Origin of the sequence: Anaerocolumna chitinilytica (genome assembly GCF_014218355.1) — a bacterium.
In the GTDB taxonomy this organism is placed as follows: Bacteria; Bacillota; Clostridia; order Lachnospirales; family Lachnospiraceae; genus Anaerocolumna; species Anaerocolumna chitinilytica.
The window spans coordinates 77,866-89,903 of record NZ_AP023368.1; the positions used below are offsets into that span (position 1 = coordinate 77,866).

Here is a 12,038-nt window from a genome sequence, read left to right on the forward strand (position 1 = left end):
CCATTAGGGAGTCAAAGGATTACCGGGGTAGGTAATCCTTTGAGCAAAAGGAATTAAGTTCTTTTCTCTTACAAGGGAAGACTTATTTGGAAGGATGTTTCTTCCTTGTAGGATTTAACGGTTAGGTTGCCGCCGTGGGCGCTGATTATATTGGATGATATCGCCAGGCCTAACCCTGTACCGTTTGACTTGTATGTTACAAAAGGGGTAAAGATAGTGGGGAGGATATCCTCCGGAATGGGTGCTCCGTTATTGCTTATGGTAATCAGAAGATTGGATGGGTCTTCTGCCTTACAGGTGATGTGGATGTAATCACCTTTTTCAGTAGCTTCCAGGGCGTTTTTGAGAATATTGGTAATTACCTGTTTCATCTTAATGCGGTCAAAGGAGTATAAAGTGTAGGAAGTAGATTCTTCGTTGTCTGTGGATAGAGACATTTCAACACCTTTCTCGGTAGCTGCAGCTTGAAAACTAGCCAATATAGAATTTAATAGCAGAAGGATATTTTGATCTTGCCGATTCACGTTATTGCTGTGATTGTATGTACTAAAATCCTCCAATAAAAGCTCTAATTCATGTATATCATCTTTCAACTGCTCCCAGTATTTGATATTTTTTACTTCCGGGCTGTTTGTTTCAATTAGCTGGGAAGTGCTTTTTATCAGGGTTAGAGGGTTTCGCAGTTCATGACATATCTGAGAGGAGATGCTTTTACACCCATCAAGGCTTTTGGTCATAAAGTAAGCAAAATCATCATTGGAACTCATTAAATCCTGTAATTTATGTTGCTCTTCGTTGGAAAATAACATATTGTCCACCTCCTGAGATTATATTAGCAGAATATGTTTTTTTTTACAATAAAATCTAATTTACAGAAAACGACAGTTAACACACTGAAAACCCTTGTAAAATCAAGGATTGTACGTATTTTACGCCTACAGCTGTAGGAAGAAAGGAAAAGGAGAGAGAATTATGATTAATAATTGTGTATTTTGTAGTATTATTGGGCACGAAATTCCTTCAGCCACAATATATGAGGATGAAAAGGTAGTTGCTATACTGGATATTGCCCCCTCTGCAAAAGGACATACGGTGTTGATTCCTAAAAATCACAGTCAAAATATCTTTGAATTACCGGAGGAAGAAGCAGCGCATATTTTTGTAGTAGCAAAAAAACTTGCCGGAATTATAAAAGAGGAGCTTAAATGTGATGGCATTAATATTCTCCAGAATAACGGCACCGCTGCGGGACAGACTGTATTTCATTTCCATGTTCATATTATTCCAAGATATGATAACGATGAAGTAAAGTTAACCTGGGTTCCGGGAGAGTATAAAGAAGGCGAAATGATTAAATTGGCAGAGAAACTCACGGAGAAGGTAAAAGAAATAATAAATTAGGAGTCTTTTTTTACACCAGTCGGAAACAGTAAAAGTAAGTACTAAGTAATAATGATTTTTTTAATGACAATTGCAAAAATCTTAGATTCAATAAATGTTGTAAATTAGCACTTCATAGGTGAAAAATAGAAAAAAACAGGTTGCTGTAAGATAAATGGTTTTATTGTAAAGTCATTCATCCTACAGCAGCCTGTTTCTGCAAAATCGTATTTTATTTTGTCATTTCTTTAATAAGTTTTAGGATAGTGTCAATAGAATCATTAAGCTTGCTCTGTCCCATCGCTTTAATATATTCATTTCTATTAGCATACACTTCCTCAACACCCTGTAACAAGGTTTCGGTTGTCAGTTCTTCTTCCTTAATAACATAGCTAAAGCCCTGTTTTTTAAAGGAATTGGCGTTTAGAATCTGGTCCCCTCTGCTGGATGCAGCGGAGAGAGGAATTAAAAGGTTGGGCTTTCTAAGAGCTAGGAGTTCACAGATAGCGTTAGCTCCGGCTCTCGAAACAACGACATCGGCAGCCGCCAGTAAATCACTTAGTTCTTTTTTGATATATTCATATTGAACATAACCCTTTGTTCCGTTTAAACTTACATCTGTCTTGTCTTTGCCGCACAGGTGAACGATTTGATATTTCTTTAGTAATTCCGGCAAGGCATGGCGAATCGCTTCATTCACCGCAGCAGACCCGGTACTGCCTCCAACTACCAAAAGGACCGGTTTATCACTTGTAAAACCGCAGAAATCAAGTCCCAAGAGCTTATTTCCGGCAAAAAGCTCCTGACGTATTGGGGTTCCCGTAAGAACTGCTTTACCTTCGGGAAGGTATTTAACCGTCTCAGGGAAGTTGGCGCAGACTTTGCTGGCAGAAGAAATACTAAGCTTATTGGCTAAACCGGGAGTAATATCAGATTCATGGATAATAACCGGAATCTTCCTGTTCTTGGCTGCAAAAACAACGGGAACAGAAACAAAGCCGCCCTTTGAAAATACCACATCGGGCTTTAACTGCTTTATTAACTTGGAAGCTTCAAAATAGCCTTTTAAAACCTTAAAGGGGTCGCTGAAATTCTTGGGATCAAAATAGCGCCTGAGTTTTCCGGAAGAAATTCCATAATAGGGAATCTTAAGTTCTTCGATGAGAGAGCGTTCAATCCCCTGATGGGAACCGATATAATGTATGTCATATCCTGCCTCTTTTAGTGCCGGCATAAGAGCGATATTAGGTGTAACATGCCCTGCCGTACCGCCTCCGGTTAAGACAATGCGCTTCATTTTTATTTCCTCCATTCTTTTAAAGCTTTTGACAACTGGTCCGGACATGAAGTTGCCTTACGTCCGCATTTTGTTCCCTCAAGCTTTTCGATTACATCTTCTACTTTCATACCTGCAACCAGTTTTGATATTCCAGAAGCATTTCCAGCACAGCCTCCGTTAAAGATTACCTGTTTAACGATACCGTCCTCAATTTCGAAATCTATATTGCTGCAGCATACGCCGCTGGTTTTATATATCATATGTATACCGTTCCTTTCTTTACGCATAACTTGATGTGATTTACCACAAAATTATTTGGTTTCATTCCTATAGTATGTAAAATAAGTTTACATACTTTTTTATTATAGCATTTTTTTGGGGCAGTGCAAGCCTAAAGTGGTGAGGATACTTGAAATATTGGAGGCGGACGAGGACGCAGAGGATTTGTTTTGCAGTTTGTTGCTCGGAGTTCCTAATTCCACTAAAGCAGCCGAATATGTTCCTGGCAGGGAGAACAATGCCAAACTCGCTGGATCAGTGTGGGGGTGATAGTTTGCTGAGCTCAAACATGGCATTGTTTTCCCTAGTCACGTATTCGGCTGCTTAAGTGTCATGAAGGAACCCCTCGAGACAAACTGCAAAACAAATCCTCTGCGTCCTCTGGGTACATATATTTCTAATTTAGTATGTTTAAAAGGGGTGAGTCCTGTAAGACTTATTCAAAAAAGGGTTTGTTATAAATGCTTTTAACAGTTGTTCTTTGTGGTTGCAGGATGGGGAGCTGTCTTATATAATAGGGGTAGTTGTGGACATAATATTGATTAGTGAGATGTAAAGGTAAGGTATTTATATTTGAATAGAAAGGGAACTCTTGGGTTTTATAGAGGAAGCAGGTACTAAGAATGATTAAGACAGGTATAATCGGAGCAATGGAAGAGGAAGTAAACCAGTTAAAGGCAGTCATGGAGGCGGTAAACAGTAAGGTAAAAGCTGGCATGGAGTTTTTGGAGGGAACGCTGGAGGGGAGGCCCTGTGTGGTGGTTCGTTCCGGTATCGGGAAGGTGAATGCAGCTGTCTGCACGCAGATTCTAATTGATGATTATCAGGTGGATTTAGTTATTAATACAGGTGTGGCAGGTTCCTTAGAGGCTGAAATTAATATCGGAGATATGGTTATTTCAAAGGATGCGCTGCAGCATGATGTGGATGCTACCGGCTTTGGATATGAGCATGGAGTGATTCCCAGAATGGAGACTTCCGTATTTAAGACAGAGGAAAGACTCACAGCCCTGGCTGTGCGAGTATGTGAAGAGGTAAATCCGGATATCAGGGTTTTCTCTGGAAGAATTGTAAGCGGAGATCAGTTTATCAGCGGAAGGGAGAAGAAGGAGTGGCTTACAGAGAAGTTTCATGGGCTCTGTACGGAGATGGAGGGCGGTGCTATTGCTCAGGCAGCACATCTGAATAACACACCTTTTTTGATTATACGTGCAATATCCGATAAAGCAGATGACAGTGCTCATATGGATTATGGGGCTTTTGAAGCAAAAGCCATTGAACATACCGTAAAGCTGGTAAGAGCACTTATACAGGTTCTGTAGCTTGTCCTATTTTTGATATACAAGGGACGACAAGAAACTCCTAATAAAAATAAAATACAAGGGAATTCTGTCCGTATTTTTGGGAAAATTTAATTTTTTTACCAACCAAAGGCTTTCCTTGTCAACGAAAACTAAGGTTCCCCGACTTTTCAAAGCAGTTATTATCCAGTATAATAATTGTTAATAAATGGAAAGGCGGGGAATTTTGTGATTCGGATTTTATTTGATAACCATGTTTTTATTTACATATTACTGGCATTGGCAGGCTGTGGTATTCTAATGAAGCTTGTGGTACAGGTGCTTTATTTCAGGCTGCTGAGAGCTTCCGAAGCCATGAGTACTTCAAATAATAAGCTGGCAAAGAATATGAAAAAGAAGTTTGAAGCCTACTATAAACTGAAGCTGGGTGTGAATAATGTGGATATCTTTGTGGATAAACACTTTTTTCACTATAAATTCTGTGGAATTTACTTATCAACATGGGAAACGTTATGTGGACAAGTTCTGATCTTGTCCCTTTTAGTAGGCGCAATCAGTACTATTTTGGGGTTAATTTATGAATGTGGAAAAAATCAGATTTTGAGTACGTTTACTGTGGGTATTTTATGCTGCGGGTTGTTGATATTTCTTGAGGGTCTTATAAATTCTGCAGGAAAAAAAGAAATGATACGGATTAACATGAAAGACTATCTGGAAAATGTGCTAAAAGTCAGACTGGTACAGGAAGAAAATCAACCGGAGCTGATGGAACAGTACAAAAAGGCATATCAACCCACCTCTGATATGGCGGTAACCAAAGAACAGCCGGATAAAAATGAACTGAAACCTTTTCATCAGAAGAAGAAAGTAAAGAGCAGAGAGGCCAAACGTCTTGAGAAGATGAGTCAAAAAGCAAGGCAGAAGGATGAAGTCGCTAAAAATAAAAGTAATAGAAAGCAGCAGGCAATGCAGAAGAAGTTAGAGGCACAGGAACAAAAAAAGGCATTGAAGGAAGCAAAGCAAAAGGCAAAAGAAGAGAAAATACAGGCTATCAAAGCAAATAAAGAAGCAAAGAAGCAGGAAGCTGCGAAACGGAAAGCGCAAATCCTTGAAAATGAACAATTAAAAAAAGAAGAAAAGAAACATCAAAAGGAAGTAAAGAAAGTATTAGAACTGGAGAAGAAGCATCGCGGCAATAAAAGAACCGCGGCTCAGGAGAAGAAGGAAAATCTGTTAAAGGAGATTCATGGGCGGAGAGAAACAGAGGACAGATTAGAGGAAGATACTCAATTTAGAGAAACCCCGGAAGGCATTGAGACTCTGAATATCCAGATTTCTGACAGAAAAGAAGAGGAGAAAGAACGGGCAGTTGAGAGTAAGCCTGAGGAAAGAAAAGAGAACTCCTTCCTTGCGAAAGAAAGTCCGGTAGTACATACTTTAGAGCCGGAAGATAAGATTGTGAAATCAGCAGAAGCAAAACGGGAAGAAAGAACAAGCAGTGAGATAAAGATAGCTGATGTAAAAGCAGCAAAGATTAGAGATATTAAGGCAAGACAGATTACCGCTGCACCGGATATCACATACAAAGATGACAGGACTGCGGCAGCTCTTGAAAACGGGAGAAGTTATAAGAGCAGAGAATTTCAAATGCTTAAGCCCACTTCCGAAGAGGAAGAAAAAATATTCGAGGATATTTTGAAAGATATATTTTCCTAGAACCAACAGCACTGCCCAATTTCAGGTCATGAAATCGCCGGAAATAGGGCAGTGCTTTTCTTTAAGCGCGGTTATTATTCAAAATGCACAAAAAACAACAAAAAAAACAAAAGAAAAGAAAGAGAATACGTGCTGATTTCATATTTTTCTATGAAATGTGTATATTGAATAACATTCTTTACTCTGATAAAATAAGAGCGAGCAAAAAGGTAGATATTATCCTTACAATCACGAAAAGGAGTGTTAATATGAGCGTAAAAGTAACATTTGACTATTCAGCAGCAAAAAGCTTTATAGCTGATGCGGAAATAGAAATGATTGAAAAGGCAGCAGAAGGCGCGAAAGAGACCTTATTAAGTAAGACCGGTGCCGGCAATGATTTCTTGGGTTGGATTGACCTTCCTGTTAACTATGACAAAGAAGAGTTTGCAAGAATCAAAGAATCAGCCAAGAAGATTCAAAATGATTCCGAAGTGCTTCTGGTAATCGGTATCGGCGGTTCTTATCTTGGAGCCCGCGCAGCCATTGAGTTCTTAAGACATGGATTCTATAACTCTGTATCCAAAGAGATAAGAAAGACTCCGGAGATTTATTATGTAGGAAATAATATTAGCAGCACCTATATCAGTCAGTTGGCAGAAGTAATCGGTGACAGGGATTTTTCCATTAACATCATCAGTAAGTCCGGAACGACTACAGAACCTGCAATTGCATTCCGTGTCTTTAAAAAGCTTCTTATTGAGAAGTATGGAAAAGAAGAAGCGGCGAAACGTATTTATGCCACTACAGATAAAGCAAGAGGTGCACTAAAGAACCTTGCAACCGAAGAAGGCTACGAAAGCTTTGTAGTTCCTGATGATATCGGCGGACGTTTCTCAGTATTAACAGCAGTTGGTCTTTTACCTATTGCCGTAAGTGGTGCTGATATAACAAAACTTATGGAAGGTGCTGCAACAATGAGAGATAAATGTCTGAATCAGCCATTCTCCTCTAATGATTCCATGTTGTATGCAGCAATCCGTCACATCCTTCTTAGAAAAGGCAAGAGCATTGAAATTCTTGCTAACTATGAGCCTTCACTTCACTATGTATCCGAGTGGTGGAAACAGTTATTCGGAGAAAGCGAAGGAAAGGATAAGAAAGGTATTTTCCCGGCAGCGGTAGATTTAACCACAGATCTTCACTCCATGGGTCAGTTCATCCAGGATGGCCAGAGAACGATGTTTGAAACAGTTATTAATCTTGAGAAATCCACCCGTGATATTTTTATTGAGGAAGAAGCAGTAGACCTGGACGGACTTAATTATCTGGCAGGAAAGAGCGTTGACTTCATCAATAAGAGTGCTATGAAGGGTACTCTTTTAGCTCATACAGACGGAGATGTTCCTAATCTGATTGTAAATCTTCCGGAGCAGAATGAAGTATCTTTAGGCGAATTATTTTATTTCTTTGAATTTGCCTGCGGAATCAGTGGTTATCTTTTAGGAGTAAATCCTTTTGATCAACCGGGTGTTGAGAGCTACAAGAAGAATATGTTTGCACTTCTTGGAAAACCTGGATTTGAAAAACAGAGAGAAGAGCTTTTAAAGAGACTGTAAAGTGTACAAACAGTTTATACTCATAGATAAGTAAAAAGGTATGGCGTTTCAGTAGTTGTTACTGAAGCGCCATACCTTTTTGTTCCCATTGTGGATATTTTTAAGAAAAATGCGCGTATTTGTTGATAGGACAGTTTATTTTATTATTTTTTGAAAATGCTGATAGTCCTTTAAAGAAGACCAGGAACCTCCCCAGAGGAAGCCTCTTTTGATAAAAGCTTCATAGCAGATATCGCCCTTTTTGATATAATAGGAATTCTGAAGACTTCTGTCAGCGTATTCTTCTCCGCCTGCCGGAGACACTACGGTTTTTCCATTTATCTTTTCCACACAGGGATTATAGAGTGGGTTAATGTCAATCGCAAGTCCCATTGCATGCTTGGAAAGATTGGTTGAACCGGCAACGGTGCGGTAATTAAATGCAGAGGTATTATTATCTTCCATAGAGGCTTTGTCATCGGCATCGTATTCATCTACCAGCACCATCTTTTCTATAGGGTATTCTACTTTATAAAGTTCTTTAAAGATAGAAAGAAAATCATCCGCAATTTTTTTATTTACAATCAGCTCTCCAATATGAGACTTCTCATCGAAACCATAATATAAGACTCTGAGGTAACGAAGGTCTGAAAGTGCTGTTTTACCATCCTCCTGAAAGGAGATGCCAAGGATTCTTTTCTTCAGGGAGGTATTAATCTTTTGAGCATAAAAGCAAGAATTTGTACCGCCCTTGACCTCGCTCGTATTTATAACAGAACCGGCAGGAAGTGAATCCAGAGAACTTCTGTTAAGCATGACTGCGGAGTCAATGGATATAGCAGGATATGCAGCAATAGCAGCCGTAATTACTGCGGTTAGGAGCAGAAAGCTTACAGGAAGCTTAAGTCTTTTTAAAGACCGGCTGACGAATTGCGCTAGGTCTGGAAGCATGATGAATCCCTCCTCGGAATGATTAATCTTCTTCTATTACATGGATTTCAAGAAAATCAAAATCAATAGGATCAATAAAATTGTCCTGATGGAATCTGGTCTTATCATGCTTTTTAAAATCAGAGATGGTAGAATCCAGCCATAAGGGTTTGGACAGGTCAAAATGATAGCATATCTCATCCACTGCCTGAAATACCTTTTTGGTACGGTTTAGGGAAGGATCATCATTTATAATAACCAAGTCGGATATCATTCGGTTTTCTTTAAATATTTTTGCCCATAATCGAAACATAAATACTCCTTTCACGAATATGCAGTAGAAATTATCAGCTTGTATAAAAGTATTTCTTAGTATATCATGTCCATCTTATTTTTAAAATCCTTTTTCTAAAATCCATAGGGCATAAAATTTAACAGGAAGGAAATCCTATCAAAAGATAATTATTTATTAATCTTATAGCCGCAGATAGGAGCAGAACATGAAAGATATTAGCGATAGAGATAATAGAAAAGAAGGCGGCAGGATAGAAGAATTTCCTGTTATCAACCCTTCCTTTGTACCGGAACCGGGACTAGATAGTGTAGAAAACAGTCCAAAAGGGGAAGAATGTCCTCACTACAGTGAACCGCTTCCCATTGATAAACCCACAGAGATTGGTGGAAACAGTATAAAGGAATTTTAGGGTTTCCCTGAAGAAAAAGGTGGCAACGGACAGATGTAGGACTGTTACGTCTGTTTACCGTTGCTTTTGAGCTTTTATTATAATACAATGTAAAGAGAGAATGAGAAGGTGAGTAGTCCCAGGAAAGGATGTGGTTATTATATGGAGGGACAGGATAGAAGAAGGGAACTGACGAAGATACTTGAAGAAGCAAAGGATGCAGTCTCCGGTACGGAATTGTCGAAACGGCTGGGTGTCAGCCGCCAGGTAATTGTACAGGATATAGCACTTTTAAGGGCAGTTAACAAGAATATCATTTCAACAACGAAAGGATACCTCATCTATAAACAGGAAAAGCAGAAGGTAAACCGATGTTTTGCCACCAGGCATACCACGGATGAAATTGAAGATGAGCTTAACACGATTGTAGATAACGGTGGAAAAATATTAGATGTTATTGTAATGCATGATCTCTACGGCGAAATATCAGTGGATCTGATTATCAAGAACAGAAAAGAGGTTGCGGACTTTATGGCTAAAGTAAGGTCAAAAAGAACCGTACCTTTAAAGGATTTGACGGGCGGAACTCATTTACATACGGTGGAAGCGGATTCAGAAGAGATACTGGATCAGATTGAGCAGGCATTAAAAGATAAGAACTACCTTGTAAGCAGTACATCCTTTGGGAAAGAATAAGAATACTTTGACAACTATTCTAACCATTGGTAAAATAGATAGGAAGTAAACAAAGTAACATCGCGCGAAAGTGCGGCACACGCAGGCAGAAATATAAAGAGGAAGTGTAAGCATGTCATATACAGCGCTGTACAGAAAATTCCGCCCCACAGATTTTCATGATGTAAAGGGTCAGGATCACATTGTTACCACTCTGAAAAATCAGATAAAATCAGGCCGGATTGGGCATGCCTATTTATTTTGCGGAACTAGAGGAACAGGAAAGACAACTATTGCAAAGATTTTAGGAAAAGCAGTTAATTGCGAACACCCCGTAGACGGAAACCCTTGCAATGAATGCGAGACCTGCCGTTCCATTCAGAACGGAACCTCCATGAATGTAATAGAGATAGATGCTGCCTCCAACAACGGTGTGGATAACATCAGAGAGATTGTAGAGGAAGTTCGATATTCACCGACGGAAGGCCGTTATAAAGTCTATATTATAGACGAGGTTCATATGCTTTCCACCGGAGCTTTCAACGCGTTGCTAAAAACGCTGGAAGAGCCGCCTTCTTATGTAATCTTTATACTGGCAACGACAGAAGCTCAAAAAATACCCATAACCATCCTTTCAAGATGCCAGAGATATGATTTTAAGAGAATAACCATTGATACCATTTCAGACAGGCTGAAAGAACTGCTTCAGGCAGAAGCCGTTGAAGCGGAGGAGAAAGCCATTCGTTATATTGCAAGAATGGGGGACGGGTCCTTAAGAGATGCCCTTAGTCTTTTAGATCAGTGCATTGCATTTTATTACGGTCAGACTCTGACTTATGATAAGGTACTAGAGGTACTGGGAGCAGTAGACATCGAAGTATTTGCAAGGCTTTTAACTGCAATTTCTAAGAATGATGTTAGTCAATGTATGGGTATTCTGGAAGAACTGATTGTAAGCGGCAGAGAACTTACCCAATTTGCGGTAGATTTTACCTGGTATTTAAGGAATCTGCTGTTAGTAAAGACTTCGGAAGATGCCAGTGAAGCGGTTGAAGTCTCTACCGAGAATCTTGCCTTGTTAGAAGAGCAGGCCAGGGAATGGAATACAGATACTCTGATACGATTTATCCGTATCTTTTCCGATTTATCCAATCAGATCCGTTATGCTTCACAAAAGCGAGTGATAGTTGAGGTTGCGCTGATTAAATTATGCCGGCCCCAGATGGAAAAGAGCTATGAGGATATCTTAGAGCGGATAAGACAATTGGAGGCAAAGCTTGAGAATGGCGTTACTATAACGGCAGCAGCGACAGGAAGCGAAGTTCCAAAGGAGACTATAAAAACAGAAGTAATACCTGCAGAACTGCCGAAAGCAGTCTCAGAGGATTTAAAGCTGGTGGCAAAGAATTGGAGTAATATTATCGCCTCAACCAGTGGAATCACGAAGGTTTCCCTGACAAACGCAAGACCAAGTATCGGTAATAATAATGCCCTGCTTTTAGTATTTGCAGATGAATGGGATATGGAAGCCCTTAAAAAGGAAGCACATATGCAGGAACTCAAAAGTGCCATAGCCAGATTCGTTCCAAAGGATGTGGAGGTTTTAACGAAATTGGCATCCACGGATAAGGGTATTACAGAAGAAGCCTTTGATTTGCGAAAGATAATAAAAAATATTGATATAGAATATGAAGATTAAAAGATAAGGAGAAAGAAACATGGCAAAACGCGGAGGATTTCCGGGAGGAGCAATGCCCGGCAATATGAATAATCTGATGAAGCAGGCTCAGAGAATGCAAAAGCAGATGGAAGAAAAGACAAAAGAGATTGAAGAGAAGGAATGGGAAGCTTCTGCCGGCGGCGGAGCAGTAACCGTAAGAGTATCCGGTAAAAAGGAGATATCAGGTGTGGTATTATCCAAAGAGGTAGTTGACCCGGATGATATAGAAATGCTTCAGGATCTTATTATGGCGGCTGCTAACGAAGCTCTTCGTAAGATGGAAGAGGAATCTCAGTCCGTAATGGGTCAGATTACAGGAGGACTTGGAGGACTCGGTGGTTTTCCTTTCTAAGTTTTAACAAATAGAAGAGCTTGTTTAAGTGTGGAAACACATATGAATGAAGTTTACAGGGGCTGTTGTCAAAGGAAGCCCTGCGGGTATGATTTGCTCACACGCCGCAGGGCTTTGTTTTGTAACATCCTCTTGATTTTAAAGAG

At 39.7% G+C, this 12,038-nt stretch carries 13 protein-coding genes; 8 read left to right on the forward strand and 5 right to left on the reverse strand.

The features are described from left to right. Positions 1–68 precede the first annotated feature (68 nt). On the reverse strand, positions 69–809 hold the full coding sequence (locus tag bsdcttw_RS00340) for a sensor histidine kinase (protein WP_185257488.1): 741 nt from the start codon (positions 807–809) through the stop codon (positions 69–71). A 166-nt stretch (positions 810–975) separates the two neighbouring features. On the opposite strand from bsdcttw_RS00340, the gene bsdcttw_RS00345 reads away from it, so the two are divergent. Then, positions 976–1,401, forward strand: a complete 426-nt coding sequence (locus bsdcttw_RS00345; RefSeq protein ID WP_185259635.1) for an HIT family protein — start codon at positions 976–978, stop codon at positions 1,399–1,401. A gap of 211 nt (positions 1,402–1,612) precedes the next feature. On the opposite strand, the gene bsdcttw_RS00350 is transcribed toward bsdcttw_RS00345, so the two are convergent. Together bsdcttw_RS00350 and bsdcttw_RS00355 are read right to left on the reverse strand one after the other, a co-directional pair. Beyond that, on the reverse strand, positions 1,613–2,677 hold the full coding sequence (locus bsdcttw_RS00350; protein ID WP_185257489.1) for an undecaprenyldiphospho-muramoylpentapeptide beta-N-acetylglucosaminyltransferase: 1,065 nt from the start codon (positions 2,675–2,677) through the stop codon (positions 1,613–1,615). A gap of 2 nt (positions 2,678–2,679) precedes the next feature. Then, complete coding sequence (locus tag bsdcttw_RS00355) at positions 2,680–2,919, reverse strand: TIGR03905 family TSCPD domain-containing protein (protein ID WP_197979846.1); 240 nt, start codon at positions 2,917–2,919, stop codon at positions 2,680–2,682. 642 nt (positions 2,920–3,561) lie between these two features. On the opposite strand from bsdcttw_RS00355, the gene bsdcttw_RS00360 reads away from it, so the two are divergent. From bsdcttw_RS00360 to bsdcttw_RS00370, 3 genes are all read left to right on the forward strand, one after another. Beyond that, positions 3,562–4,260 (forward strand): 5'-methylthioadenosine/adenosylhomocysteine nucleosidase, encoded by a 699-nt coding sequence (locus tag bsdcttw_RS00360; RefSeq protein ID WP_185257490.1) that lies wholly within the window; start codon positions 3,562–3,564, stop codon positions 4,258–4,260. A 207-nt stretch (positions 4,261–4,467) separates the two neighbouring features. Then, complete coding sequence (locus bsdcttw_RS00365; RefSeq protein ID WP_185257491.1) at positions 4,468–5,955, forward strand: hypothetical protein; 1,488 nt, start codon at positions 4,468–4,470, stop codon at positions 5,953–5,955. A gap of 248 nt (positions 5,956–6,203) precedes the next feature. Next, a complete protein-coding gene (locus tag bsdcttw_RS00370; protein WP_185257492.1) occupies positions 6,204–7,553 on the forward strand; it encodes a glucose-6-phosphate isomerase in 1,350 nt (449 codons plus the stop codon). A gap of 135 nt (positions 7,554–7,688) precedes the next feature. Here bsdcttw_RS00370 and bsdcttw_RS00375 read toward each other — a convergent pair whose 3' ends face one another. Next, on the reverse strand, positions 7,689–8,483 hold the full coding sequence (locus tag bsdcttw_RS00375; RefSeq protein WP_225903752.1) for a M15 family metallopeptidase: 795 nt from the start codon (positions 8,481–8,483) through the stop codon (positions 7,689–7,691). 22 nt (positions 8,484–8,505) lie between these two features. Next, complete coding sequence (locus bsdcttw_RS00380) at positions 8,506–8,775, reverse strand: hypothetical protein (RefSeq protein WP_185257493.1); 270 nt, start codon at positions 8,773–8,775, stop codon at positions 8,506–8,508. Positions 8,776–8,962: 187 nt separating this feature from the next. Between bsdcttw_RS00380 and bsdcttw_RS00385 the strand changes: the two genes are divergently transcribed. The 4 genes from bsdcttw_RS00385 (at position 8,963) to bsdcttw_RS00400 (ending at position 11,892) form a co-directional block, all read left to right on the forward strand. Next, on the forward strand, positions 8,963–9,166 hold the full coding sequence (locus bsdcttw_RS00385; RefSeq protein WP_185257494.1) for a hypothetical protein: 204 nt from the start codon (positions 8,963–8,965) through the stop codon (positions 9,164–9,166). 141 nt (positions 9,167–9,307) lie between these two features. After that, positions 9,308–9,841, forward strand: coding sequence for a transcription repressor NadR (locus bsdcttw_RS00390; RefSeq protein WP_185257495.1), 534 nt, complete (start codon positions 9,308–9,310; stop codon positions 9,839–9,841). A gap of 112 nt (positions 9,842–9,953) precedes the next feature. Next, a complete protein-coding gene (gene dnaX, locus bsdcttw_RS00395; RefSeq protein ID WP_185257496.1) occupies positions 9,954–11,519 on the forward strand; it encodes a DNA polymerase III subunit gamma/tau in 1,566 nt (521 codons plus the stop codon). 19 nt (positions 11,520–11,538) lie between these two features. Next, a complete protein-coding gene (locus bsdcttw_RS00400; protein ID WP_185257497.1) occupies positions 11,539–11,892 on the forward strand; it encodes a YbaB/EbfC family nucleoid-associated protein in 354 nt (117 codons plus the stop codon). Positions 11,893–12,038 lie beyond the last annotated feature (146 nt).

Coding starts and splice junctions, on each gene's coding strand:
- bsdcttw_RS00355 (WP_197979846.1), bottom strand. CDS start 2,919: ATGATATATAAAACCAGCGGCGTATGCTGCAGCAATATAGATTTCGAA.
- bsdcttw_RS00340 (WP_185257488.1), bottom strand. CDS start 809: ATGTTATTTTCCAACGAAGAGCAACATAAATTACAGGATTTAATGAGT.
- bsdcttw_RS00375 (WP_225903752.1), bottom strand. CDS start 8,483: ATGCTTCCAGACCTAGCGCAATTCGTCAGCCGGTCTTTAAAAAGACTT.
- bsdcttw_RS00385 (WP_185257494.1), top strand. CDS start 8,963: ATGAAAGATATTAGCGATAGAGATAATAGAAAAGAAGGCGGCAGGATA.
- bsdcttw_RS00400 (WP_185257497.1), top strand. CDS start 11,539: ATGGCAAAACGCGGAGGATTTCCGGGAGGAGCAATGCCCGGCAATATG.
- bsdcttw_RS00360 (WP_185257490.1), top strand. CDS start 3,562: ATGATTAAGACAGGTATAATCGGAGCAATGGAAGAGGAAGTAAACCAG.
- dnaX (WP_185257496.1), top strand. CDS start 9,954: ATGTCATATACAGCGCTGTACAGAAAATTCCGCCCCACAGATTTTCAT.
- bsdcttw_RS00370 (WP_185257492.1), top strand. CDS start 6,204: ATGAGCGTAAAAGTAACATTTGACTATTCAGCAGCAAAAAGCTTTATA.
- bsdcttw_RS00350 (WP_185257489.1), bottom strand. CDS start 2,677: ATGAAGCGCATTGTCTTAACCGGAGGCGGTACGGCAGGGCATGTTACA.
- bsdcttw_RS00380 (WP_185257493.1), bottom strand. CDS start 8,775: ATGTTTCGATTATGGGCAAAAATATTTAAAGAAAACCGAATGATATCC.
- bsdcttw_RS00390 (WP_185257495.1), top strand. CDS start 9,308: ATGGAGGGACAGGATAGAAGAAGGGAACTGACGAAGATACTTGAAGAA.